The sequence below is a fragment of the Cryobacterium sp. M96 genome (genome assembly GCF_002929845.1).
In the GTDB taxonomy this organism is placed as follows: Bacteria; Actinomycetota; Actinomycetes; order Actinomycetales; family Microbacteriaceae; genus Cryobacterium; species Cryobacterium sandaracinum.
Window position 1 is genome coordinate 27563 of the sequence record NZ_PJJS01000033.1, and the last position, 23568, is coordinate 51130.

The following is a 23568-nucleotide window of genomic DNA, read 5'->3' on the forward strand; positions in this document are numbered from 1 at the left end:
CGGGTTAGCCTCGGACCATGGGCAGGTTCGTGGACAGTTGGCGGTCGCATCTTCTGGTGACCTTTTCGGGGAACGGGTCTGGTCGCCCGCAGTGGGTCGAAAAAATCGAACAGGGCGACGATATCGGCTTCTTCGGTCCGGGCTCCGCCTCCTGGGCCGTGCATGGTGGGATGGCGACGATGGTCGCCGGCATCCGTGCCCTGCTCATGCAGACCCTTCATCCCGGCGCGATGGCCGGCGTGCACGATTGGTCGCGCTATCGGGAAGACCCGCTCGGACGGCTCTCCGGCACCATTCAGTGGCTCGTCACCGTGACCTTCGCCGACACGACCCTGGCCGAGCACGAGTCGTCCCGCGTTGGGCGCTTCCACGACCGGGTCACCGGCACCTACCGCGACGCCCACGGTATCGAGCGCCCCTATGCCGCCGGGGACCCCGAACTGCTCGCCTGGGTGCACATCGTTTTCACCGACGCCTTCCTGGCCTCGCACACACTCTGGGGCGACCCTATCCCCGGCGGGGCCGATAGCTACGTGCGCGAATGGGCCAAGGCCGGAGAACTCGTCGGCGTGCACAATCCGCCGCGCTCCGCGTCCGAACTGCAGGCACAGCTGGATGCGTTCAAGGATGCCGGCATCCTCAAGAGCGACGAACGCGTGGCCGAGGCGGTGCGCTTCATTCGCAATCCTCCGCTCCGGCCCGCCATGATGCCCTTCTACCGGGTCATGTTCGCCGGCGCCGTCGCCTCGATCCCCCGCGAATACCGCGAGCTGCTCGGCCTGCGGCGCTCCCTGCTCCCGGTGATCTGGGGCACCGGAGCCGTTCTCCGCCTGGTGCGCCTGCTCCTTGGCCGGTCGTCGACCTCAGAGGATGCCGCCCGGGCCCGTATCGCGCGTCTCTCCGCCGAGAACCCCGCCTAGACTGCACGGATGCCTCCGCGCCCTGACCTCTCGCGTACGGGCGCGACTCGCACTCGCCGCTTCCCCTTCCGACTGCTGGTGATCGGGCTGGCTGCCCTCGTTCTGACCTCACTGGGAATCTTCGCAGCCGTCAACCCCGACCTCTCGGAGACCGACGGGGACGTGCAGGTGACCCGCCCCACTGACCGCCCCCTGCGCGTGCTGTTCGTGGGCGATTCGATCAGCTACGGCCTCAACGCGGAACTGCAAGACCTGGGCTTCCGTCCGCTGATGGTCGATGCGCTCGCAGAGGGCGGCCCGGTTCAGGAATTCCACAAGAATCGGGCCGGTGCCACCACCCGCACGGTATCCAGGCTGGTCGATGTGCCGGAGAACCTCGACCTGGCCGTGGTCGAGCTGGGCACCAACGACGTGCTTGACCAGACCGCGCCCGACGAGTTCGCGCTCAGCTACCGGTCACTCCTGGACCGCGTGCACACCGAATCTCCGGGCGTCCCCCTCGTCTGCGTTGGCACCTGGGGCAGCGCGGATGAGACCGACGCGTACAACGACATCATCGACCACGAGTGCGCCCGAGAAGGCGGCGCCTTCGTCAGCCTCTACGACCTCTATCTGATCGAGGCCAATCGCGGCCCCGCCGGACGGGATGTCTTCGGCGGCACGAGCGATCGTTTCCACCCCAATGACGCAGGCTACCGAGCGATTGCCGAGCACCTTCTGGGCCACATCAGCATACGCTGAACTGTTTTGCATATCGCGGGGTGAAAGTACACCCCCTTGATGATTTCCTCTCTGTGAGGAAACCTCCAAGCATGAGACAAAACGACTGGGTACTCACCGTCCACTGCCGGGAGTGCGGGATCGGCGGCACAGCCCAAGTCGGAACCGACCGGCGCATCGTCTGGCCGGTGATCGTGCACGAGGGCGACTGCGAACTCGCCGATGACAAGGACCTCGTGGAGTCCCGCTCCGGGCATCCCGTGCATGGGGTCCGCCAGTCGGCTTACGCGCTGTGACGCCCCGCGGCACCCCGAACGAGTTCGTCGCTGGCCAGCCATGCGCGGCCTGCCGTTAGACCTCCGAGGCGAAGAACGCGCCGATCGCCTTCCGGAGAGCGACCGGGTCGCTCACGTGGCACAATTCGCGGGCGGAATGCATCGAGAGCAGCGGGATACCCACGTCGACCGTGCGGATGCCGAGCCGCGTGGCGGTCAGCGGGCCGATTGTGGAGCCGCACGGCACCGTGTTGTTCGACACGAATTCCTGGTATTCCACGCCGGCCTGCGCGCAGGTTCGGGCCCAGAGGGCCGCACCCGCCGCATCCGTCGCGTAGCGCTGGGTGGCGTTGATTTTCAGCAGCGGTCCGCCCCCGGCGACGACCATGTTCGCCGGGTCGTGCTTCTCCGGGTAGTTCGGGTGCACCGAGTGACCCGCGTCGGCCGACACGCACCACGAGCCGGCGTAGGCGCGCAGGCGATCACTGACGGATGCCCCGAGTCCTGCCCCGATCCGGGTCAGGATGTCGCCCAGCAGCGGCCCGCTCGCACCCGTTCGGGTCTCGGAACCGAGTTCCTCGTGATCGAAGGCCGCGAGCACCAGGATCTGACCGGCCGGTGCAGGGGCTCCGATCAGGGCGACCAGGCCGGCGTGCACCGAGGAGAGATTGTCCATGCGCCCCGCGGCGAAGAGTTCGCGGCCGAGGCCGAACCGGGCCGGATTGGCCGTGTCGGCCGTGAGGATGTCGTAGCCGGCGACCTCCTCTCCCGCCAGCCCGGCCAGGCCCGCCAGATGCCCGACCAGGTCGGCCTGACTCGTTTCCCCCACCCCGAACACCGGGGTCAGGTGCCGCTGACGGTCGAGAGTGAGGCCGGCGTTGGCGTCCCGGTCCAGGTGGATGGCCAGCTGCGGGATGCGGCAGAACGGGCCCGTGCGCACGAGGTGTTCGGTGCCGTCGATGGTGGTGAGGCGGCCGGCGAGTTCGAGTTCGCGGTCGAGCCAGGAGTTGAGCAGAGGACCGCCGTAGACCTCGACCCCGGCCTGCAGCCAGCCGTGGGCGCCGATGGTCGGCTTCGGCTTCAGCTTGAAACCGGGCGAATCGGTGTGCGCCCCCAGAATGCGAAACGGTGTCGTCGGGCCGGCCCCGTCCGGCTGCACCCAGGCGACGACCGCGCCGTCGCGCACGAGGTAGCGCCGTCCGGGCGCACCGGACCACTCCTCGGTTTCGCTCACCCGGTCGAAGCCGGCGGTGTCCAAGCGGCGGGCAACCTCCGCGGCAGCGTGGTACGACGACGGGGAGGCGGTGATGAACTCGGCGAAATCGTCGATGTAGTCCGGTGTGGATGTCATGGGTCATATCCAACCACCCTGCGTACTATGTCCACATTCAGGGCCGAGCAGTCACGGCCAGGCATTCACGGCCCAGAGGAGCGCCCATGAACCAGCCGAGCCAGCCGCCGCACCCGGCCCGCGCCGCCTTCGACGCCGTGATCTTCGACCTCGACGGCGTGGTCACCGACACGGCCGCCGTGCACGCCCGGGCGTGGAAGGCCCTGTTCGACGAGGCACTGCCGGGGCTGACGAAGTCGCCGGTGCCTTCGTTCGAAATCGAGAGCGACTACCGGCGGTACGTCGACGGGCGGGCGCGGGAGGACGGCATCCGTGCGTTCCTGGCCTCGCGCGGGATCGAACCGACGCATGGCCGGGCGACCATCGACGCTCTCGCCGGCCGCAAGCAGGAGCTGTTCACCCGCGAGCTCGCCGTCGGCGGCGTGCAGGCGTTCCCCGGCACGCTGGAGCTGCTGCGCCGGTTGAAAGAGCAGGGGCTGCCGGTGGCCCTCGTGACAGCGAGCCGCAACAGCGCCGCCGTGCTGACCGCGGCGCGCCTTACGGGCCTGTTCGACGTCACGGTCGACGGCACCGACGCCGTGCGGATGCGCCTGGCCGGCAAACCCGACCCGGCCCTGTTCCTCGAGGCGGCCCGGCGACTGCACGTGACGCCGGACCGCACAGTGGTCGTCGAAGACTCCGAGGCCGGGGTGCAGGCCGCGGCGCGCGGCGGATTCGCCCTGGTCATCGGCATGGAGCGTACGGGCGACAGCCGGCTGCGCTCGGCCGGCGCCGATCTCGTGCTCACCGACCTCGCCGACCTGGACCTGGCCGGCCTGGACCCCGCTCTGACCGGGAAGAACCGCGGCTGGGCCGGAGGCGAGACCGGCAGCGACCCGTGGTTGCTGCGCTACATCGGCTATGACCCCGCGACCGAGGGGCTGCGGGAGGCGCTCTGCACACTTGGAAACGGCTACTGGGGCACTCGCGGCGCGGCGGCCGAGTCCACCGACGACGGCGTGCACTACCCCGGAACCTACCTCGCCGGCGTCTACAACCGGGTGCAGACGACCCTCGGCGAGCGCACCGTCGAAGACGAGCACCTGGTCAACGCCCCCAACTGGCTGCCGCTGGGATTCAGGGTGGCCGACGGGGACTGGTTCGACGTCGGCCACACCGAGCTGGTCACCTATCTGCAGGAGCTGGACCTGCGGCGCGGCGTGCTGACCCGGGTCATCCGTTTGCGCGACGAGGCGGGGCGCACCACCCGGGTGACCTCCCGGCGGTTCGTGTCCCAGGCCGCCCCGCATGTGGCCGTGCTCGACACCACGTTCGAGGCGGAGGACTGGACCGGCCCGGTGACCGTGCGCTCGGCCCTCGAGGGCCGGGTCTTCAACCGCAATGTTGCCGCCGACCGGCTTCTCACCAACGCTCACCTGATTCCCCACACCGGCACGCAAATCGACGCCGAGACCGTGCTGCTCGAGATGGAGACTACGCAGTCCGGCATCCACATCGCCCTGGCGGCCCGCACCCGGGTGCGGAGGGACGAGCAGCCGGTCGAGCCCCCGCGGCACCTGCTCACCGACGACGCCGGCTGGGTGGCGCACGAGTTCACCCTGGATCTGGAGCCGGGGCATCCGGTCAGGGTGGAGAAGACGGTCGTCGTCACCACCTCCCGCGACCGGGCCATCGCCTCGCCGGCCCGGGCGGTGGCCATCTGGTTGCGGCGCCTGCCGCACCCGGCGGACCTGTTGGAGGCGCACGAACGGGCCTGGCAGGTGCTCTGGGACGAGTTCGCGGTGGGCATGCGCGCGAGCGATCACCAGTCGCTCGCGCTCAACCTGAACACCTTCCACGTGCTGCAGACGGTGGCGGCCGTCGACGCCGACCTCGACGCGAGCATGCCGGCCCGAGGGCTGCACGGCGAGGGGTACCGCGGGCACGTCTTCTGGGACGAGCTGTTCGTCTACCCGATTCTCACCCTGCGCCGCCCCGACCTGAGCCGCGCCCTGCTCGGCTACCGGTACCGGCGCCTGGGCGAGGCCCGCGCGGCCGCACGGGGCATCGGCCGCGAGGGCGCGATGTTCCCCTGGCAGAGCGGCATCGACGGGCGTGAGGAGACCCCGACGAACCTCTTCAACCCGCTGAACCAGCAGTGGATGCCCGACAATTCCCAGAACCAGCGGCATGTGGGCCTCGCCGTGGCCTACAGCGTCTGGGAGTATTACCAGTCCACCGGCAACACCGAATTCCTGATTCAGCAGGGTGCCGAAATGCTGCTCGAAGTGGCTCGTTTCTTCGCCAGCCTGGCCCGCTACGACGAGGTGGACGACCGCTACGACATTAACGGGGTGATGGGGCCGGACGAGTTCCACGACGGTTACCCCGGGGCGTCGGGCCACGGCCTCCGCAACAACGCGTACACGAACGTGATGACCGCGTGGGTACTGCACCGCGCGGTCGACACCGTGGCTCTGTTGCAGAACCGGTACTGCGGGCCCCTCTGGAACCGGCTGCGACTGCGGCCGGACGAGGTCGACCACTGGGCCCGGATCAGCCTGCGGCTGCGGGTGCCGTTCCACGCCGACGGCGTGATCAGCCAGTTCGAGGGCTACGAGGGCCTGCCCGAGTTCGACTGGGACGCCTACCGGGCCCGGTATCCCTCGATCGCCCGCCTCGACTTGATCCTCAACGCCGAGGGCGACAGCACGAACAACTACCGGCTCTCCAAGCAGGCCGATGTGCTCATGCTGCTCTACCTGCTCTCCGCCGAGGAGCTGCGCGAACTGCTTGAGACCATGGGCTACGAACTGCCGCCGGAGGCGATTGTGCGAACGGTCGAGTTCTACTCGGCACGCTCCACGCACGGCTCCACGCTCAGCAACGTGGTGCACTCCTGGCTGGACGCCCGGCGCGACCGGGAACGGTCGTGGGACTATCTGACCCGGGCCCTCGACAGCGACCTTGGCGACATCCTCGGCGGCTCCACCCACGAGGGCATCCACCTCGGCGCGATGGCCGGATCGATCGACATGGTCGTGCGCTGCTACACCGGGCTGGAGATCCGGGAGAACATGCTCTGGCTGCATCCCGTGCTGCCGAAGGAGCTCGCGGAGGTCACCTTCGCCATCAACTACCGGGAACAGCCGATCCGGCTGAAGCTGACTCCCGGCAACGTGCGCCTGCAGCTGCGGGCAGGCGGCGCCGCTCCGATCCGGGTACGGGTCGAGGGCAAAGAGGCCGTGCTTGCGCCCGGCGAGACCCGCGATTTCCCGCTCGGTTAGCGTCGGTTGTCCCGGACTCCTGAAACCACTATCCCTGTGGGCCAAGGCCGCTCGGGGCAGCCTCGGGGTTGGCGAAGGCGGCCAGCAATTCCCCGATGCGGTGACCACGATCCAGAGGGTGGCGAAGCGGCATTCCCGTGTTGAGGCGATAGATGTTGCGCCGTCCCTCCCGTTCGCGCTCGAGATAACCGGCGTCTTCGAGTTCGGTGACGATGCGTTGAGCCGCCCGCTCCGTGATGCCCACCTGGGCCGCGACGTCGCGCAATCGCACATTCGGGTTCTCCGCCACGCACAACAGCACGTGCGCGTGATTGGTTAAAAACGTCCACTGCGCCATTCTCCTATTCTCACCCAACTGACCATTGTTTCCTCACACGTGAATCCCGACACTCGATGCGTGCTATGTTTTTCGTGTTTTATGAATCGTGAGAGAAGGAGCAGCTTTGAACGAGAATGCGACGGTGGCAATGGTCCTGGCGGGGCCGTGGGTTGCCGTGCTCGCCTCAGCGATCGCCGGGCGTTTCGGCCGGAGCGGTGATCTGGTCGCTCGCATTGCCGCGGCGGTCGTCGGTCTGGGGTTCGTCTTTACGGCAGCCGTCGCCATTGCCCTGTCGACCCTGTGGACGGGTTCAATCCAGGTGGGCTTCGGGGAGACAAGCCTGCAACTCGATGCCCTGGCACTGATCATGTCGATGCTCGTTCTGGGGCTGTCCTCCCTCATTCAGGGGTTCGCCGTGCGCTACCTGCGCGGGGATCCTCGTCAGGTCTGGTTCGTGGTGACCGCGAACCTGCTCACCGGGTTCACCGTGCTGATGGTGTGTGCAGGGTCCGTGGCCCTGTTCGCGTGCGCCTGGGTCGGCGCCGGCGCCGCACTTGTGCTGCTTCTGGCCACCTACTGGCCGCTGGCACAGGCGCGGGAGGGTGTGTGGCGCACCGCGGTTCGCTTTGGTGCCGCCGACACCGCGTTCCTCCTCGCGGTGGCAGTGCTGCTCGTTGGTGCCGGCGGGGACGTGTCCTTCGATCAGCTCGGCGCCGGTGCGTCCGGCCTGAGCGCGCCGGCCCAGCTCACCCTCGCGGTAATGTTGGTCCTCGCCGCCCTGGCCCGATCCAGCCAGATCCCATTCCAGGGCTGGTTGCCGTTCACTCTCGGCGCCCCGACACCGGTCTCTGCGCTGTTGCATGCCGGGGTGGTCAACGCGGGCGCCATCCTGCTTCTGCGGTTCGCGCCGGCGATCGCCCCTCACCGGTCCGTGATGATCGTCGTCTGCGTGGTGGGCGCGGCCACCCTGGTGTTCGCGTCGGCGGTGCGCCTGGCACGCCCGGACGTGAAGGGCCGACTGGTATTCTCCACGATGGCGCAGATGGGGTTCATGATCATGGCTTGCGGGTTGGGCCTGTTCGCGGCTGCAATCTTCCACCTGGTTGCCCACTCCCTGTACAAATCGACACTCTTCCTCGGCGCGGGAACCGGAGTGCGACAGCACGCCACCGACCGCGACCTTCCCACCCGCACAGCCCCGTCGCGCCTGGTGGCGGGCCTTGCGGTGGCCATCTCCGTGACCGTAACGGTTGCCGTACTCGTGGCAGCCAAACTGGTGCTCTCCCCCGCCGTGTCGCCCTCCAGCATCGGCCTGTTGGCGTTCGTCGCCCTGACCGCCGGCGTCACCCTGGCCGTGGCACTGGCAACCCACTTCTCGATCCGCACGATGGTGGTCGGCACCACGGTGACGGCGGCCGTCGGAATCGGCTACGTAGCCTTCCTGCACCTGTTCACGGGAGCACTGGAACCCGGGGTGCCGGTCCAGGGGGCCCCTGGCTGGCTGCTCGTTCTGCCCGCGGTCGGCCTGATCGTCGTCGAGCTGCTGGCTCGAAGCAGCACCGGTGCGGTCTGGCTGCGCGATCGTGTCTACACGTCCGCACTTGCCGTCTCCCTGCCCCGTAACCCCATCAGAACTGGAGCACCCCTGTGAGTCTGATCCTACGCGCGCAGGTCGCTGCCGCCGCCCACGACATCGTTCCGGCCTGGCCGTTGGACTCCTTCATCGCCGTGAACCCGCTAGCCGGCCGCGAATCTTACCCATTCGAGACCGAAACAACCGCGGAGGCGGCAACCACCCGCTCCGGGAGCGCCTACCTGGCTGACTATCAGCGCGGTCGAATCACCCGTGATGACATCGACGCAGCACTCCTCGAACGTATCCCCCAGCTGGCCGACCGACGCTTGCGGATCGGCACCGCAGCCGTGTCCGCGGTCCGGGTTGCCGAACTCGATATGCGCCTGGTCGCAGCCGCACCTGCCCCCGAACCGGTTGCGGTGGCGGAGCTGACGTGGCTCGATGAATACCTGGCCGTCTGGGTTGCCGGCTATCTGTGCCCGGACCCGGCGTGGCCCATGCCACACCATGCCGACGGGTTCTACCGGGCCTGGCGAACCCTGGCCTGCCTCGATCCGTCCCTCCCCCGCACGGTTCGGCGCACCCTCACCACACTTTCGCCCGAACCGGACGCGGCGCTGGCGCACGCCCTGCAACGCCTCGGCATCACGGCGGCCGACGTCCCACGTGCCCTTCGGACCGCACTCGGGCACCTGCCCGGGTGGGTCGGGCACATCAAATGGCGGGCCGAGAAGGTCGGCGACATCGACCTGACCTCGTACCTGGCCGTCCGATTCACGGTCCAGGTTGCGCTCGGAATTACCCCAGCAGCCGACCAGACAACACAGACGGCACAGCGCGACCAGACCACGCTGACCTCGGCACCGTTCTGGTTGCGGGCCGAACGAGTTGCGCAGGCGCTCACCGCCGCACGGCCGAGCCGCGAGGACGTCGCCGCGGTCGCTCGGGTTCTGTCCACTCATCCGATAACCGACCAGCGGTACACCTGGCAGAAAGCCTACGAACTGAACTACCGCACCGCCCTGATCGGGGCACTCCGCTCCACCGTCGAGACCCGGGACGGCCGCAACGTGCAGTTGGTGATGTGCATCGACCCCCGGTCCGAGGGGTTGCGCCGCCACCTCGAAGAAAGCTCCTCCGTCGAGACGTTCGGTTTCGCCGGCTTCTTCGGCGTCCCCATCCGGTTCGCCCACTACCAGGCGCGCGGAGCAATCGACTCGCTCCCGGCACTGCTGAGCGCGCGCCACCACATCACCGAGATCCCCGTCGACCACGAACAAGCACACAGAGTCGTTGCCGCTGGAAAATTCCGAGACGCCCTGCGGCATGCCGTGCATACGGCGGACTCGACAGCGGCGACACCGTTCGCGTTCGCGGAAACGGCAGGATGGTTCTACGGCGGCATCAGCATCCTGCGCACCCTCACCCCGCGCATCCACGCACGGATCGTGCGCGCCCTCTCCCTCTCGCCCCGGGACCTGCGCAGTGACGTGACGATCGCGGACGCGTTCACGCTGGACGAGCGTGCCACGTTGGCCGAAACGGCCTTGCGGATGATGGGCCTGTCCCAGTTCGCCCCGCTGGTCGTTTTGGCAGGTCACGGCTCCGAATCGGAGAACAACCTCTACCAGTCCGCACTGGACTGCGGCGCGTGCGGCGGTAATCCGGGGCACGCCAACGCCCGCGCCGCCGCCGCCATCTTCAACGACCCCGAGGTGCGACTGCTGCTCGCCGACCGCGGGCTGCCGATTCCCTTCGACACGTTCTTCGTGGCCGCCGAACACAACACCGTCAGCGACATGGTCACCGTGCTCGACCGCCACCTGATCCCCGACAGCCACACGAGTTCGGCAGACCGCTTCGAGCAGCTTCAGCGCACCGTTGCGGACAAATTGGTGACCGAACGCGCCCGGCACCTACCGGGAGCATCACCCCGGCATTCCCCCGCACGACTGCGCGGACGTGCCCACGACTGGGCTGAGGTGTATCCAGAGCTCGGGTTGGCGGGAAACGCCACCATGATCATCGGACCCCGCGATATAACCAGGAACGTTGATTTGGGCCGGCGGGTGTTCCTGCACTCCTACCGCACCGAACTGGATCCCACCGGGGCCGCCCTGGAGACGATCATGACCGCCCCCCTTGTCGTGGCGCAGTGGATCAACCACCAGTACTACTTCACAGCCCTGAACCCCGACACTCTCGGCGCAGGAACGAAAACCATCCACAACGCCATCGGCACACTCGGCGTGATCTCGGGCCACAGCGGCGACCTCCGCCGCGGCCTGCCGTGGCAATCCGTGGGTCTGGGCACGGAGCTGTTCCATGAGCCGATGCGCCTCACCGTCGTTGTCGAAGCACCGCTGGCCCGCATCGGAGAGATCATCTCGCGCAACCAAGTCCTGCGAGATCTTTTCGACAATGACTGGATCACCCTCACCGCACGAGATCACCCCGCTGCCCTCTGGCACCGCTATACCGCCTACGGCTTCACAGCGACCGCAACCGCTACTCCCGCCGCCACTGCCACCCCGATGGAAGGACCACACACATGAACAATCTCACCAAGATGACCCGACTGGAGATCGTCGTGCCTGCGCGCGACGCCCCCGCCATCCGCGAGCTGGTTTCCTCCGCCGGCGCCACCGGGTACACCTCCGTCTCCGGTGTCTCCGGCATCGGACACCACGGACAACACTCTGGATCCCTGCTCTTCAACGAGTACGACACCCTCACCATGCTCATCACCGTGTTGCCCCCCGACAAAGCCGACGAACTCATCAACGCCGTGCGCGAGCTGCTGAACACCTCCAGCGGCGTCATGTTCGTCGCCGAGACCTACGTCTCAAGGCCCGACTACTTCCAATGACTTCCTCCCACGCCTACTATGCTGGGCGCCTGATCACCTTCGCCACCATGCACGGCAAGGAGCACCTCGCCCAACAGGCATTCCACGACATTCTCGGCGCGACAGTCAGCGCTGCGGGGGGCCTGAACACTGACCAGTTCGGGACCTTCGCCGGCGATATCCCACGCACCCTCAGCCCCCGCTCGGCAGCCCGCGCCAAAGCGCGACTGGGTATGCAGATCGCCGGCACCACTCTTGGACTTGCCTCCGAAGGCAGCTTCAGCTCCGGATTCGGTCCTCTCGTTGAAAACATGGAGATTCTCCTGTTCATCGACAAAACCCTGGGGTTGGAACTCGTCGAGGGCGCCGTGAATATCTCCGCGCTGCCTGGAGGCAGACGCGTCGACAACACCGACAGCGCTCTCGCGTTCGCGTCAGCCGCGGGATTCCCCGAACAGGGAGTGATCGTGCAGAGCACAAACGATAATCACCTGACTGTCTACAAGAACTTCACGCAACTCAGCGACCTCGAGGAAACCGTCGACATGCTTCTGACGGACCAGTCCACCGTCACGATTCTGCCGGACTACCGAGCGCACAAATCGCCAGCGCGGGCAGAGACGATTCGCAGGCTGAGTTATCAGATGGCTCGTCGCCTCGCTACACCCTGCTCCCTGTGTCAAGCACCTGGGTTCGGTCAGGTAGACATCGAACGCGGCGTTCCCTGTTCCGACTGTAGATCAGCGACCGCATTGATCGCCGCGGACCTCCACGGCTGCGGACGCTGTACCCACAGGACCCGGATACCGCGTGGCCAGGCCACCGCCGACCCGCAATGGTGCGACTATTGCAACCCGTAGTGAGGTCAGGCGTTATTCGTGCTCCCCGTCGGCCTCATGCATGGTGGTCCGCGGCGCGCCTCAGACCTCGGACTGCAGGGCCGCCCGGGCGAACGCGGCCCCACCGGGCGTGACGATCCAGCGCGTGTAACTGCTGGTGCCGGCATCGAACACACCGAGTCGGCGCAGCAAGCGCCACTTCGGCAGCACCAGGTTGAACGCCGCGTCACTGGAGAGCGGGGCACCGTCGGCCCGCACCCAACCGATGGTCTCCAAACTGAGGGCCAGCAGCTGTTTGAACAGCTCGGCCTCGTCAAAACCCCGCCGCGCGATGAGTAGGAGCAGCAGCCTGGTGGCGTCGGACTCGGCCGGGTCGCGGCTCTGGTGCGCGGTTCTGGCCAGATGCCACCACAGATCGCGCGGCGCCTCGACGAGCGCCCGGCCGCGACTCGTCTGCAGCAGCATCCCCTTGCTCACTCGGAGCAGGCCCACGCTGCGCAGGTGTGCGCGCAACTCCAGCAGAGGCAGGAAGTGGCTCTCCCGGCTGGCCGTGACGGGCCAGCCCCAGTCGAGCTGGGTCGAGGCTTCCACGACCACCGCGGGCGGGAGGTAGCCGGCCTGGGTCAGACGGATACCGTGCTCACCGACGCGGCGCAGCATCCACTGCACGGGCGCCACCATGCGCTCCATCGCCCGCACCGGCAGCAGAATGGAGTCGGTCACCCGTGCCTCCGCGAGCACCAGGCGGAACCCGGCGACGGAGTCGGGGTGCATGCGTGTTTCGAGTTCCTGGACGACCTTCACGGTGCGAGCATAGCGAGGTGTGGCCGCGGAGCCTGATGCGACCGATCGTGTCGGGCATCCGCTCTGCCGTAGCCTTGGATCATGGCCAGAGACATTGCAACCACCACCACAGTCGACCTCGCCGAGATGCTCGCTTTCGTGCGCCCGAGGCACCGGATGCTGCTGGCCACCACCCGCACCGACGGCCGCCCGCAGATCTCGCCCGTGACCGGAGGGGTCGACCCCTCCGGCCGAATCGTGATCTCCTCCTATCCTGCCCGGGCGAAAACCCGCGACGCAGAGCGAAATGTGCTTGCCTCCGTACTGGTGCTCTCGGAAGACTGGGACGGCGGCTGGATCCAGGTCGACGGCGACGCCGAGGTGCTGCACATGCCCGAGGCCGGCGACGGGCTGGTCGAGTACTTCCGCTGCATCTCCGGCGAGCACTCCGACTGGGCCGAGTACCGGGCGGCGATGGCGCTTCAGGACAAGTCCCTGATCCGCATCACCCCCAGCCGGTGGAGCCCGATCGGCACGGGCGGCTTCCCGGCCGACGTCGCCGCCCGGCTCGACGCACTGTAGCCGCGCTCGCAGGATCGGCGTCGCGGCGCACCCTGGGGAAGCAGGCGCACGTTCGTCCGTGCGCCCGCTTCCATAACCTGCGCCGCGAGGCCTGGCGCCCGGCGCGCTGTCACCAGCATCTGCGAAGCTGGACGGATGACCGACACCCGCGCCGCCGCCCTCGAGATTCTGCGCAACCTGGTCGGGCGTGACGACGCCGACTTCCACGAGGGACAGTTCGAGGCGATCGAGACCCTCGTCGACCAGCGCCGACGGGCCCTGGTCGTGCAACGCACCGGGTGGGGCAAGTCGGCCGTCTACTTCGTCGCCACGCTGCTGCTGCGCCGCCAGGGAGCCGGCCCCACCATCCTGGTGTCGCCGCTGCTCGCCCTGATGCGCGACCAGGTGGCCGCGGCAGCCCGGGCCGGGGTGCGCGCCGTGTCGATCAACTCCTCCAACCCGCACGAGTGGGCAGAGGTGCAGCAGCAGCTGATCGACGACGAGGTCGATGTGCTGCTGGTGTCGCCGGAGCGACTCAACAACCCGAAGTTCCGCGACGAGCAGCTCCCCGCGCTCCTCGCCCGGGTGGGCCTGCTCGTCGTCGACGAGGCCCACTGCATCTCCGACTGGGGCCACGATTTCCGGCCCGACTATCGGCGTCTGCGCGACCTGATCGCCCAGATGCCCGCCGGGGTGCCGGTGCTGGCGACCACGGCCACGGCGAACAGCCGCGTGGTGACGGATGTCGCGGCACAGCTGGTCTCGACCGGCGCGACGGTCGCGAACGGCGCAACCGGCGTGGCAAGCGCTGAGGTGGTCACCATCCGCGGCCCGCTCGCCCGGGCATCCCTGCGCCTCGGCGTACTGCGCCTGCCCGACTCGCGCACCCGGCTGGCCTGGCTGCTCAGCCACATCGACGAGCTGCCCGGTAGCGGCATCATCTACACCCTCACCGTCTCGGCGGCGGAAGACACCGCACGTCTGCTGCGGGAGGCCGGGCACCCGGTGCGCGCCTATACCGGGCAGACCGACACCGCGGAGCGGGAGGAGTCCGAGGGCATGCTCAAGCGCAACAAGGTCAAGGCCCTCGTCGCCACCAGCGCCCTGGGCATGGGGTTCGACAAGCCCGACCTCGGCTTCGTGTTGCACCTGGGTGCCCCCTCCTCCCCCGTGGCCTACTACCAGCAGGTCGGCCGCGCCGGCCGCGCCACCGAGAACGCCGACGTGCTGCTGCTGCCCGGAGTCGAAGACGAAGACATCTGGCAGTACTTCGCCACCTCCTCGATGCCCAGCCAGCACAAGGCGGAAGCCGTGATCGGGGCGCTCACGGAGCACGGATTTGCCCCGCTGTCCACACCGGCGCTCGAGGCCCGCGTCGACCTCAAGCGCAGCCCGCTCGAGCTGCTGCTGAAGGTGCTCGACGTCGACGGCGCCGTGCGCCGCGTCACCGGCGGCTGGGTGTCCACCGGCCGGCCCTGGTTCTACGACCGGGAACGCTACGAACGCATCGCCGCCGCCCGGGTGAGCGAGCAGCAGGCGATGCTCGACTACGAGCGCACCACCGGCTGCCGGATGGAATTCTTGCAGCGCGCGCTCGACGACGACACCGCGGTGGCCTGCGGCCGCTGCGACAACTGCACCACGGCCTGGTTCCCCGGCGACGTGCGGCCCGAGATGACCTCGGCCGCCGCCCGAGCCCTCGACCGGGTCGGCGTGGCTCTCGAGCCGCGCGCGCAGTGGCCCACCGGGGTGGCGAGCCTGGGCGTGAACGTGCGCGGCAACATCCCGACCGGCGAACGGATGCTGCCCGGCCGCGCCCTCGCCCGCCTCACCGATCTGGGCTGGGGCGGCCCGCTACGCGACCTGTTCGCCACCCAGTCCTCCGACGCGCCGTCCACGGATGCCCCGGCGAGCCCAGCCCTGATCCAGGCCTGCATCCGCGTGCTGGTGGAGTGGGGCTGGGACGAACGGCCGGCCGCGGTGGTGAGCGTGCCCTCGCGGCGGCATCCGTTGCTGGTCGGATCGGTGGCTCGGGCGTTCGCCGAGGCCGGCCGCCTGCCCTGGCTCGGCTCGCTCGACCTCGTGAACGGCGGCCCCACCGGCACGGCGGGCGGCAACAGCGCCTACCGGCTCTCCAACGTCTGGGACCGTTTCGCGGTGGGACCGAAGCTGGCCGCGGCCCTCGACACGGTGCAGGGCCGACCGATCCTGCTCGTCGATGACCTCGCCGACAGCCGCTGGACGCTCACGGTTGCGGGCCGCCTACTGCGTCGCCAGGGGGTGGCGGCCGTGCTGCCGTTCGCGTTGGCGTTGAAGTCCTGAGTTGCCGGAGAACTGAAGCTTTCGCCCTGACGTCAACGCAGCGCGCGCAGCTTGACCGTGCGCTGCAAGCCGACCTCGTCGGCCCGGACTCCCCCGACCGTTCCGCAGTGGGCTGACTGCATGGACAGGCGCACCAGGTCAACGCCGCGCAGCCCCGGCCAGCCCTGCACCAGGTGGCGCCAGGTTGTTGGCACAGCTTCCAGCCCCCAGCGGGCGGCGGTCAGCGCGCCAGCGACACCTGCTACGGCGTCGGTGTCGCCGCCGCCGCGCGCCGCGACTTCGATGGCGCGACGCACCTGGCCGGCATCCGTTCCCCGGGCGTACGTGATCGCCGACCAGGCAGCCTGCAGGGTCTGCACGACCCAGCCGTTACCCGGGAAATCCGCGGGCCGTTCACGCTCGGCATCGTCGAACCGGGTCGACCAGTCCGCGCGGCGCTCGCTCGTCAGGGCGGACAGGCCCACCCGAATGTCGAGTTCGCCCTCGAGCACGGCGTGCCGCAAAGCGAGCCCGAACAGCACGCAGGCATCGCCTGCCTCGGTTTCACGGTGCGTCAGCTCGCTGACCAGGCGCGCGGCCTCGGCCAGGGCGACCGGATCGCCGAGGAACGCCAGCGCCACCGGCGCGGTTCTCAGGAGCGATCCGTTGCCGGCGCTGCGCCCGTTGCGATCATGCTGCTCCCTCGCCCCGCGACGCACGGAGTCGGCGTTCGGCTCGCTGCCCGAGAGCACCGCCCCCAACTGCACGCCCGCGTACGGTGCCGATTTCGCCCAAGCCACCCAGTGGGCCACGACGATGTCGAGGACCGAGTCGTCTCTGAGATCCCCGCCCTCCGCCGCGGCGATCGCGAGCGGCACCGCCATGGCCGTGTAGTCGGTCCACTCGCCGGGTACCCAGTGGAAGCCGCCGCCGCCGCGCATGCTGACCGGGGTGGTTTCCGGTAGCGGCCCGGCAAACTCGTAGCCGGCCCCGAGCGCGTCCCCGCAGGCCATGCCCAGCAGCACCGCTGCTGATCGGTCGTGTTGGTCGGCAGTCAGCTTCATTGCAGGCTCCTTCGGGTCGGGCCGATTCGGGTCGGGTAAGGACCGGAGTACCTGCACATCCGAGAACGAACGTCGGGTGCACGGGATGAGCGCAGCCTATTCCGGCCCAAAATCCCCGGCAAGGCCATTGACCGGGGCCTAACCGGTGTGTGACGCGGCGCGTCACGGGAATACTTACCGGGGCGCACTCCTTGTTAGTCTTCAGACATCGCTTTTCGGCGATGAATACGCACCTGCAACCTCGGTTAGGCCAGAAAAATGAAGCTCAAGATCCTGTCGGCGGTACTACTCACAGCGCTCACCGTGTCGCTGGCCGGCTGCTCCGCGAGCACCGACACCGACGACGCAACCACGACCGGCGCCGACACCTCGCTGTCCTCCGTCATAGACGCGGGCGTGCTCACCATCGGCACTGAGGGCACGTACCGCCCGTTCACTTTCCACGAGGGTGGCTCCGGCGCACTGACCGGCTACGACGTCGAGATCATCGAGGCCGTCGCAGCCGAGCTCGGAGTCACGGCCAAGTTCGAGGAAACCCAGTGGGATGGCATCTTCGCCGGCCTCGAGGCCGGCCGCTTCGACGTCATCGCCAACCAGGTCACGGCCACCCCGGAACGCGTCGCCAAGTACAACTTCTCGACCCCCTACACGTTCTCGACCGGCGTGATCGTGGTCAAGAGCGATAACACCTCGATCACCTCCTTCGAGACCCTGGCCGGCAAGACCACGGCCCAGTCGCTCACCAGCAACTGGAACACCCTCGCCACCGAGAGCGGCGCACGTGTGCAGGCCGTCGAGGGCTGGGCCCAGTCGGTCGCCCTGGTCGAACAGGGCCGCGTCGACGCGACCGTGAACGACAATCTTACCTTCCTCGACTACCAGAAGCAGACCGGCGCCACCGGGCTCAAGGTCGCCGCGAACACCGACGAGGAGTCCGCGACCTCGTTCGCTTTCGTCAAGGGAAGCACGGAGCTGACGGATGCCGTCGACGCGGCCCTCGAGAAGCTCGCCGCCGCCGGCACCCTGACGTCGATCTCGGAGAAGTACTTCGGGTCCGACGTTTCCCAGTAACCCCGTCCAGCCATGAACCAATCCGCCTGGGACCTGTTCTGGACCTCGCTCGGTCCCATCGTGCAGGGGGCGATTCTCGGAACCATCCCGCTGGCGCTCGCCTCGTTCACGATCGGTCTGGCGCTCGCGCTCGGGCTGGCGTTGATGCGCCTCTCCCGGCGCCGGTGGGTGTCCGGCATCGCCCGGGTCTACATCTCGATCGTGCGCGGTACCCCACTGTTGGTCCAGTTGTTCGTGATCTTCTACGGCCTGCCGTCGCTGGGCATCCTGATCGATCCGTGGCCGAGCGCTGTGATGGCGTTCTCGCTCAACGTCGGCGGCTACGCCGCCGAAGTGATTCGGGCTGCCATCCTCTCGGTGCCCAAGGGACAATGGGAGGCGGCCTACATGATCGGCATGTCGCACCGTCGCGCGCTGACCCGGATCATCCTGCCACAGGCCGCCCGTGTCTCGGTTCCGCCCCTGTCGAACACCTTCATCAGCCTGGTCAAGGACACCTCCCTCGCCTCGCTGATCCTGGTCACGGAGCTGTTCCGCGAAGCACAGCAGGTGGCCGCCTTCAGCCAGGAATTCATGCTGCTCTACCTCGAAGCCGCCCTGGTCTACTGGGTGATCTGCCTGGGCCTGTCCTCGGTGCAGAGCGTTCTCGAGAAGCGATTGGACCGCTATGTCCCCCACTGATCCGATTGATCCGACCGAACCGACGGCCCCGGATGCCGCGGCGACCTCCGACGCCCTGCTCCGCGTGCGCGGGCTCCAGAAGAGTTTCGGCGCCAACCAGGTGTTGCAATCCATCGACCTTACGGTGGGTCGCGGCCACGTGCTCGCCCTGATCGGACCCTCCGGTTCCGGCAAGACCACCATCCTGCGCTGCCTGAACGGCCTGGAACTGGCCAACGGCGGAACGATCGACGTGGCCGACGAACTGTCGGTCGACTTCGCAGCCATTCCGGGGAAGAGTCAGCGTGCGGCTCTGCGCGACCGGTCGGCCATGGTCTTCCAGCACTACAACCTGTTCCCGCACAAGACCGTACTGGAGAACGTGCTGGAGGGGCCCGTGGTGGTGCAGCGCCGCCCGAAGGCGGAGGTCGAAGCGGAGGCGCTCGCGTTGCTCGACCGCGTGGGCCTCAGCGCCAAGAAGGACAGCTACCCGTTCGAGCTCTCCGGCGGCCAGCAGCAGCGTGTGGGCATCGTGCGCGCGCTCGCCCTGCGCCCGCAGCTGCTGCTCTTCGACGAGCCCACGTCATCCCTCGACCCGGAACTCGTGGGCGATGTTCTGCGCCTGATCAAGGAACTGGCGGTGGAGGGCTGGAGCATGGTGATCGTGACCCACGAACTCGAATTCGCGCGCGAGGTAGCCACCGAGGTGGCCTTCGTCGACGGTGGCCGGATCGTCGAGCATGGCGACCCGAATCAGCTGCTGCGCCACCCGAAGGAGGAACGCACCCGGCAGTTCCTGCACCGGCTGCTGTTCCCCTTCTAGGTGCACATCCAGGCGTGGGGCCGACCTCGCCGGGCAGCGGCTCAGCCCCTCACCTGCCCGTCAACTCTTGTGCCCGGAGTCGGGCTGATCCGCTGGTTCAGTCTCGGAATGATCCGCTGCCCGGAGTGAGCCGGCATGAGCTCGCACCGTGGGATCCTGGCGTGTCTTGATCAGGCTGGCGACCGTGGTCACGGTCAAGACCACACCGATGACGATCAGGCTGAGATTCGTGCTGATCTCCGGCACTCGGCCATCAAGGCCGTGTGCCCAATGCAGAACGAGTTTCACACCGATGAAGGCCAGGATGAGGGACAGGCCGGTCGACAGGTAGACCAGCCGGTCGAGGAGCCCCTTGACGAGGAAGAAGAGCGCCCGGAGCCCGAGCAGCGCGAAGGCGTTGGCGGTGAAGACGATGTACGCCTCATCGGTGATTCCGAAGATCGCCGGGATCGAATCGAGTGCGAACAGGAGATCGGTGCTGCCGATCGCTATCAGCACGATAAACAGCGGTGTCACCGCGCGGCGGCCGGCGCTCCGTGTGAACATTCGACCGTCGACATAGTCGTCGGTAACGGTCAGGCCCCGACGGGCCACCCGGACCAGTACGTTGTCTTGCACGTCAGGGTCGACGTTACGGTGCCGGAAGAGCTGTACGGCTGTGAAGATCAGCACCAGACCGAAGATCAGGAACATGAATGAGAACAGCGAAAGCAGGGCGGAACCCAGTGCAATGAAGATCGCCCGCAGAATGAGTGCCAGCAGGATCCCGAAGATGAGAACTTTCTGCTGGTATTTTTCCGGGACCGCGAAGGTCGACATGATGATCACGAAGACGAAGAGGTTGTCGATGGACAGGCTCTTCTCAACGATGTACCCGGCGAAGTATTCCGCGCCGAACCCCCAGCCCACCTGCGCCGCGAAAACGAGGCCAAACAGGATCGCGACCGCGATGTACAGCACCGACGAGAGTGCGGCCTCCCGAAACTTGACGACGTGCGGCCGGGCGATGGCCAAACCCAGGTCCAACGCGAGCAGACCCAGAATGACGGCGATGGTGAGCGTCCAGCGGAGCGCAGTTACTTCCAGCAACTGTGACCTTCCTGTCGTGTCCTCAGCGAGAATTTCAGCGTGAGCCTACTCATAAGAGGAACTAAATAAGCATGAACGTCAACAGTATCCTGCCTCTGCTGCTGACCCCCTTCCGGGCAAGCGGCCTGCCTTGCTAAATCCCCAGCTCGTCCGCACTATTCTTTTCCAGTGACTTCAACAGCGATCTCTCCGGTGGGCTCCGACTCAGCATCGCCCTCCACCTTCCGGCAGCTTTCCGGTCTGCTGCGGATCGGCATGGGACTGCTACTCCTCGCGAGCATCATTACGCAGATCACCGACCAGCTCTGGAACGACGCCTTCGTGGCGACCGAGTATTTCGGCTACTTCACCATCCAGTCGAGCCTGATGAACGTGGTCGTGCTGCTCGTGGGAGGTTCCCTCGCCCTTCGCCGAAGCACGGATTCCCAACTCCTCACCGTGGTGCGAATGTCGGTACTCACCTACGCGGTCGTCACCGGGGTCGTCTACAACGCGCTGCTGCGCAACGTCGTCTCCGATGGCTTCATCGGTGTCGGCTGGCCCAACGAGGTGTTGCACGTCTGGGCGCCGATCTTCATCGCGCTGGACTGGATCCTCTCGCCGGGGCGCCCGGCCCTGGCCTGGAAGCGCCTCGGTGTTGCCCTGATCTACCCGCTGGCTTGGGTGGCTTACGCCGTGGTGCGGGGCACCCTGACCGGCTTCTACACCTATCCCTTCCTCGAACCGGCCCAGCCGGGCGGCTACGTGACCGTGATCTTCTACGTGCTCGGCATCGCGACCTTCATCACCGGTCTCGCCGCGGCCGCAATCGCCGCGAGCCGCCTCCGGCCACAGGTTTTGACGACCGAACCTGTGGCCTGATCCGCTGTCGCGGTCAGATCGATCGCGTTGGCGGCGCGAATGTGCTGAACGCGGCGATCATCTCGTCGACGCTGTGCGCCGCGGTCGACGGATGCCGGAACGGCCGGTTCCGCTCGATGCTGTAGTGATTGCGCCGCCCCACCCGTTCGCGGCGGATGTAGCCGGCCGTGACCAGGTCCGCCATGATGCTCAGCGCCGCCCGGGTTGACACCCCTACCGTGTCGGCGAGCTCCTGCACCCGCGCATCGGGGTTCCCCGCGATAGCCAGGAGCAGGTGCGCGTGGTGGGTGAGGAACGTCCACGGCTTGCCGGGGGCATCCGTCGGTCCAGGCGGCGGAACGGGCGGCGGTTCGGGCAGCATCTCGGTCATCGGAGGGTCTCGTTCACCTTCTTCTGCTCAGCCTTCTGTTCGGCCTTCTGCTCGGCATTCTGTGCCTTCTGCTCGGGCGTGCGGGCCGATCGGCGCCAGACCGGCTCCATCTGGGCGAGTTCCTCAGGGGTGGCCTCGCGGAACGAGCCGACGGGAGCGGCCTCGAACTCGCGCCGCCCCTGGCCCCGCGTGGCCCGGAGGCTGAGCATGACCGACACCGCGATGATCAGCGCGATCACAGATAGGGAAACGGTCGTCGGGATGTAGAAGACGTCGAGCAGCAGCATCTTGACGCCCACCCAGATCAGCACCAGCGAGAGACCAATCTTCAGGTAGACGAATCGGTGCATGAGGTCGGCGAGCAGGAAGTACATCGCCCGGAGGCCGAGGATTGCAAAGGCGTTGGCGGTGAAGACGATGAACGGTTCACTGGTGACCGCGAAGATGGCCGGGATGGAGTCCACGGCGAACACGACATCCGTCACCTCGACGAGCACGAGAACCGCCAGCAGCGGTGTGGCGAGCAGAATGCCGTTCTTGCGCACGAGTAAGCGCTGGCCGTGGAACGTCTCGGTCATCGGGATGAAGCGGCGGAAGAGGCGCAACACTTGGGATTTCTCGGGGTGCGCGTGCTCGTTGCGGGTGCGGATCATGCGGTAGCCCGTGAAGATCAGGAACGCAGCGAACACGTAGAGAATCCAGGAGAAGTTCTCGATCAACACGGCGCCCGCGGCGATGAAGATGCCGCGCAGCACGAGCGCACCGAGAACGCCGAGGAACAGCACCCGGTGCTGGTACTGGCGCGGCACCGCGAAAGCGGCGAAGATGATCGCCCAGACGAAGACGTTGTCGACCGCGAGGGACTTCTCGATCAGGTAGCCCGCGTAGTACTGCTGCCCGAACTCGGCCCCGGCCGTCACCCAGATCACGACGCCGAAGGAGATGCCGATGAGCACCCAGATCACGGACCAGATCGCGGCTTCGCGCACTCCGATCACATGGGCCTTGCGATGGGCGAACAGGTCGACGGCGAGCATGACGGCGATGATGCCGAACACCGCCAGCCAGGCGTAGAGGGGAACGTCCATGGGGAATGCCTTCCAGTCACTGCTTCGACTGGAGGTCTGGTCCAACCCGGATCGGGTCCCTGTGGCCGGGCTCCGATGACGGAACCGTAATGACGACCACACGCTGGGGATTACTCCCCTCCGAAAATAAGTGAAGCATACTTCACCCTTTGGCGCAAACAGCGGGGTTGACTGCGGCGGTTGAGCACTTCCGCCGCCGCGACTACCGCGCACTGGAACAACGGAGGATCCCATGACGGGTTTTGTCGACAAGATCGAGGACGCGGCCATCCGCAACTCGAATTTCCGCCAGGTGCTGTACACCGCCCGGGGGCTGCAGCTGGTCGTGATGGCGCTGGAGCCGGGCGAGGACATCGGGGAAGAGGTGCACCCGGATCGAGACCAGTACTTTCGGGTGGAGAAGGGCAAGGGCGAGATCTGGATCGACGGCACCAAGACGAAGATCAGGAAGAACTCCGCCATGGTCGTGCCGGCCGGCGCGCGGCACAATGTGCTCAACACGGGCGGCAAGGTGCTGCGGCTCACGGAGCCGAAGCCGAAGCAGAATTCACGCCAGGCGAAGCCGTCCGCCACGCAGGCTACGGCAAAGCCGACGTCGAAGACGGCCGCCAAGCCCGCCGCGAAGACACCACGCAAGCCGGCGGCAAAGCGCCCCTCGACGAGGGCGCGGTCCGCCGACACCAACTAGCTGAGTGCGGCCTAACGAATTCGACGGAGATTTTGGCTCTCCTGCTTCATCTGTGGGTGTTTCGGAGCGCCTTAACGGCCGCACGCCGCTTCCTG

General features: G+C 67.4%; 22 protein-coding genes. 15 read left to right on the top strand and 7 right to left on the bottom strand.

Annotated features, from left to right (window positions below; translation table 11 throughout):
• Positions 1-17 precede the first annotated feature (17 nt).
• The 3 genes from CXY79_RS02830 to CXY79_RS02840 all read left to right on the top strand — a co-directional run bounded on the left by CXY79_RS02830 (position 18) and on the right by CXY79_RS02840 (position 1936).
• Positions 18-920, top strand: a complete 903-nt coding sequence (locus tag CXY79_RS02830) for an oxygenase MpaB family protein (protein ID WP_104099646.1) — start codon at positions 18-20, stop codon at positions 918-920.
• Between the two features lie 9 nt (positions 921-929).
• Positions 930-1661, top strand: coding sequence for an SGNH/GDSL hydrolase family protein (locus CXY79_RS02835; protein WP_104099647.1), 732 nt, complete (start codon positions 930-932; stop codon positions 1659-1661).
• Positions 1662-1732: 71 nt separating this feature from the next.
• On the top strand, positions 1733-1936 hold the full coding sequence (locus CXY79_RS02840) for a hypothetical protein (RefSeq protein ID WP_104099648.1): 204 nt from the start codon (positions 1733-1735) through the stop codon (positions 1934-1936).
• Positions 1937-1991: 55 nt separating this feature from the next.
• Here the strand turns inward: CXY79_RS02840 and CXY79_RS02845 are convergent, their stop codons facing one another.
• A complete protein-coding gene (locus tag CXY79_RS02845) occupies positions 1992-3266 on the bottom strand; it encodes a M18 family aminopeptidase (RefSeq protein ID WP_104099649.1) in 1275 nt (424 codons plus the stop codon).
• Between the two features lie 86 nt (positions 3267-3352).
• On the opposite strand from CXY79_RS02845, the gene CXY79_RS02850 reads away from it, so the two are divergent.
• On the top strand, positions 3353-6532 hold the full coding sequence (locus tag CXY79_RS02850) for a beta-phosphoglucomutase family hydrolase (RefSeq protein ID WP_104099650.1): 3180 nt from the start codon (positions 3353-3355) through the stop codon (positions 6530-6532).
• 28 nt (positions 6533-6560) lie between these two features.
• Here CXY79_RS02850 and CXY79_RS02855 read toward each other — a convergent pair whose 3' ends face one another.
• Positions 6561-6869: a winged helix-turn-helix domain-containing protein gene (locus tag CXY79_RS02855; protein WP_104099651.1), complete on the bottom strand. Its 309-nt coding sequence runs from the start codon at positions 6867-6869 to the stop codon at positions 6561-6563.
• Positions 6870-6975: 106 nt separating this feature from the next.
• On the opposite strand from CXY79_RS02855, the gene CXY79_RS02860 reads away from it, so the two are divergent.
• The 4 genes from CXY79_RS02860 to CXY79_RS02875 are packed head-to-tail and all read left to right on the top strand — an operon-like array spanning position 6976 to position 12135.
• Positions 6976-8502, top strand: coding sequence for a proton-conducting transporter membrane subunit (locus tag CXY79_RS02860; RefSeq protein ID WP_146068076.1), 1527 nt, complete (start codon positions 6976-6978; stop codon positions 8500-8502).
• Complete coding sequence (locus CXY79_RS02865; protein WP_104099653.1) at positions 8499-10982, top strand: DUF2309 domain-containing protein; 2484 nt, start codon at positions 8499-8501, stop codon at positions 10980-10982. The genes CXY79_RS02860 and CXY79_RS02865 overlap by 4 nt, the downstream gene beginning before the upstream one ends.
• Complete coding sequence (locus CXY79_RS02870; protein ID WP_104099654.1) at positions 10979-11296, top strand: DUF190 domain-containing protein; 318 nt, start codon at positions 10979-10981, stop codon at positions 11294-11296. Before CXY79_RS02865 ends, CXY79_RS02870 begins: the two co-directional genes overlap by 4 nt.
• 47 nt (positions 11297-11343) lie before the next feature.
• Positions 11344-12135: a DUF6671 family protein gene (locus CXY79_RS02875; protein ID WP_146068077.1), complete on the top strand. Its 792-nt coding sequence runs from the start codon at positions 11344-11346 to the stop codon at positions 12133-12135.
• 60 nt (positions 12136-12195) lie between these two features.
• Here CXY79_RS02875 and CXY79_RS02880 read toward each other — a convergent pair whose 3' ends face one another.
• Positions 12196-12918, bottom strand: a complete 723-nt coding sequence (locus tag CXY79_RS02880) for a hypothetical protein (protein WP_104099656.1) — start codon at positions 12916-12918, stop codon at positions 12196-12198.
• 81 nt (positions 12919-12999) lie between these two features.
• Between CXY79_RS02880 and CXY79_RS02885 the strand changes: the two genes are divergently transcribed.
• Positions 13000-13479, top strand: coding sequence for a PPOX class F420-dependent oxidoreductase (locus tag CXY79_RS02885; protein WP_104099657.1), 480 nt, complete (start codon positions 13000-13002; stop codon positions 13477-13479).
• Positions 13480-13614: 135 nt separating this feature from the next.
• Positions 13615-15780, top strand: coding sequence for a RecQ family ATP-dependent DNA helicase (locus CXY79_RS02890; RefSeq protein WP_104099658.1), 2166 nt, complete (start codon positions 13615-13617; stop codon positions 15778-15780).
• A gap of 32 nt (positions 15781-15812) precedes the next feature.
• Here CXY79_RS02890 and CXY79_RS02895 read toward each other — a convergent pair whose 3' ends face one another.
• Positions 15813-16823, bottom strand: a complete 1011-nt coding sequence (locus tag CXY79_RS02895; protein WP_104099659.1) for an ADP-ribosylglycohydrolase family protein — start codon at positions 16821-16823, stop codon at positions 15813-15815.
• Positions 16824-17081: 258 nt separating this feature from the next.
• Here CXY79_RS02895 and CXY79_RS02900 point away from each other — a divergent pair, with 258 nt between their 5' ends.
• From CXY79_RS02900 to CXY79_RS02910, 3 genes are read left to right on the top strand one after another with little or no spacing between them, the layout of a single operon-like run.
• On the top strand, positions 17082-17894 hold the full coding sequence (locus tag CXY79_RS02900; protein WP_104099660.1) for an amino acid ABC transporter substrate-binding protein: 813 nt from the start codon (positions 17082-17084) through the stop codon (positions 17892-17894).
• Between the two features lie 12 nt (positions 17895-17906).
• The gene (locus tag CXY79_RS02905) at positions 17907-18575 is read left to right on the top strand and encodes an amino acid ABC transporter permease (protein WP_104099661.1); all 669 of its coding nucleotides are present in this window, start codon (positions 17907-17909) and stop codon (positions 18573-18575) included.
• Positions 18562-19377 (top strand): amino acid ABC transporter ATP-binding protein, encoded by an 816-nt coding sequence (locus CXY79_RS02910; protein ID WP_104099662.1) that lies wholly within the window; start codon positions 18562-18564, stop codon positions 19375-19377. Before CXY79_RS02905 ends, CXY79_RS02910 begins: the two co-directional genes overlap by 14 nt.
• A 60-nt stretch (positions 19378-19437) precedes the next feature.
• Here the strand turns inward: CXY79_RS02910 and CXY79_RS02915 are convergent, their stop codons facing one another.
• Positions 19438-20466: a TerC/Alx family metal homeostasis membrane protein gene (locus CXY79_RS02915; RefSeq protein WP_104099663.1), complete on the bottom strand. Its 1029-nt coding sequence runs from the start codon at positions 20464-20466 to the stop codon at positions 19438-19440.
• Positions 20467-20634: 168 nt separating this feature from the next.
• Here CXY79_RS02915 and CXY79_RS02920 point away from each other — a divergent pair, with 168 nt between their 5' ends.
• Positions 20635-21327: a Pr6Pr family membrane protein gene (locus CXY79_RS02920; RefSeq protein WP_104099664.1), complete on the top strand. Its 693-nt coding sequence runs from the start codon at positions 20635-20637 to the stop codon at positions 21325-21327.
• Positions 21328-21340: 13 nt separating this feature from the next.
• On the opposite strand, the gene CXY79_RS02925 is transcribed toward CXY79_RS02920, so the two are convergent.
• On the bottom strand, positions 21341-21697 hold the full coding sequence (locus CXY79_RS02925; protein ID WP_134420938.1) for a winged helix-turn-helix domain-containing protein: 357 nt from the start codon (positions 21695-21697) through the stop codon (positions 21341-21343).
• The gene (locus tag CXY79_RS02930; RefSeq protein WP_104099665.1) at positions 21694-22785 is read right to left on the bottom strand and encodes a TerC family protein; all 1092 of its coding nucleotides are present in this window, start codon (positions 22783-22785) and stop codon (positions 21694-21696) included. Before CXY79_RS02930 ends, CXY79_RS02925 begins: the two co-directional genes overlap by 4 nt.
• 232 nt (positions 22786-23017) lie before the next feature.
• Between CXY79_RS02930 and CXY79_RS02935 the strand changes: the two genes are divergently transcribed.
• Positions 23018-23473, top strand: coding sequence for a cupin domain-containing protein (locus CXY79_RS02935; protein ID WP_104099666.1), 456 nt, complete (start codon positions 23018-23020; stop codon positions 23471-23473).
• The last annotated feature ends 95 nt before the right edge of the window (positions 23474-23568 follow it).

Coding starts and splice junctions, on each gene's coding strand:
- CXY79_RS02935 (WP_104099666.1), top strand. CDS start 23,018: ATGACGGGTTTTGTCGACAAGATCGAGGACGCGGCCATCCGCAACTCG.
- CXY79_RS02840 (WP_104099648.1), top strand. CDS start 1,733: ATGAGACAAAACGACTGGGTACTCACCGTCCACTGCCGGGAGTGCGGG.
- CXY79_RS02845 (WP_104099649.1), bottom strand. CDS start 3,266: ATGACATCCACACCGGACTACATCGACGATTTCGCCGAGTTCATCACC.
- CXY79_RS02835 (WP_104099647.1), top strand. CDS start 930: ATGCCTCCGCGCCCTGACCTCTCGCGTACGGGCGCGACTCGCACTCGC.
- CXY79_RS02910 (WP_104099662.1), top strand. CDS start 18,562: ATGTCCCCCACTGATCCGATTGATCCGACCGAACCGACGGCCCCGGAT.
- CXY79_RS02930 (WP_104099665.1), bottom strand. CDS start 22,785: ATGGACGTTCCCCTCTACGCCTGGCTGGCGGTGTTCGGCATCATCGCC.
- CXY79_RS02850 (WP_104099650.1), top strand. CDS start 3,353: ATGAACCAGCCGAGCCAGCCGCCGCACCCGGCCCGCGCCGCCTTCGAC.
- CXY79_RS02925 (WP_134420938.1), bottom strand. CDS start 21,697: ATGACCGAGATGCTGCCCGAACCGCCGCCCGTTCCGCCGCCTGGACCG.
- CXY79_RS02855 (WP_104099651.1), bottom strand. CDS start 6,869: ATGGCGCAGTGGACGTTTTTAACCAATCACGCGCACGTGCTGTTGTGC.
- CXY79_RS02890 (WP_104099658.1), top strand. CDS start 13,615: ATGACCGACACCCGCGCCGCCGCCCTCGAGATTCTGCGCAACCTGGTC.
- CXY79_RS02895 (WP_104099659.1), bottom strand. CDS start 16,823: ATGAAGCTGACTGCCGACCAACACGACCGATCAGCAGCGGTGCTGCTG.
- CXY79_RS02830 (WP_104099646.1), top strand. CDS start 18: ATGGGCAGGTTCGTGGACAGTTGGCGGTCGCATCTTCTGGTGACCTTT.
- CXY79_RS02885 (WP_104099657.1), top strand. CDS start 13,000: ATGGCCAGAGACATTGCAACCACCACCACAGTCGACCTCGCCGAGATG.
- CXY79_RS02900 (WP_104099660.1), top strand. CDS start 17,082: ATGAAGCTCAAGATCCTGTCGGCGGTACTACTCACAGCGCTCACCGTG.
- CXY79_RS02875 (WP_146068077.1), top strand. CDS start 11,344: ATGCACGGCAAGGAGCACCTCGCCCAACAGGCATTCCACGACATTCTC.
- CXY79_RS02905 (WP_104099661.1), top strand. CDS start 17,907: ATGAACCAATCCGCCTGGGACCTGTTCTGGACCTCGCTCGGTCCCATC.
- CXY79_RS02870 (WP_104099654.1), top strand. CDS start 10,979: ATGAACAATCTCACCAAGATGACCCGACTGGAGATCGTCGTGCCTGCG.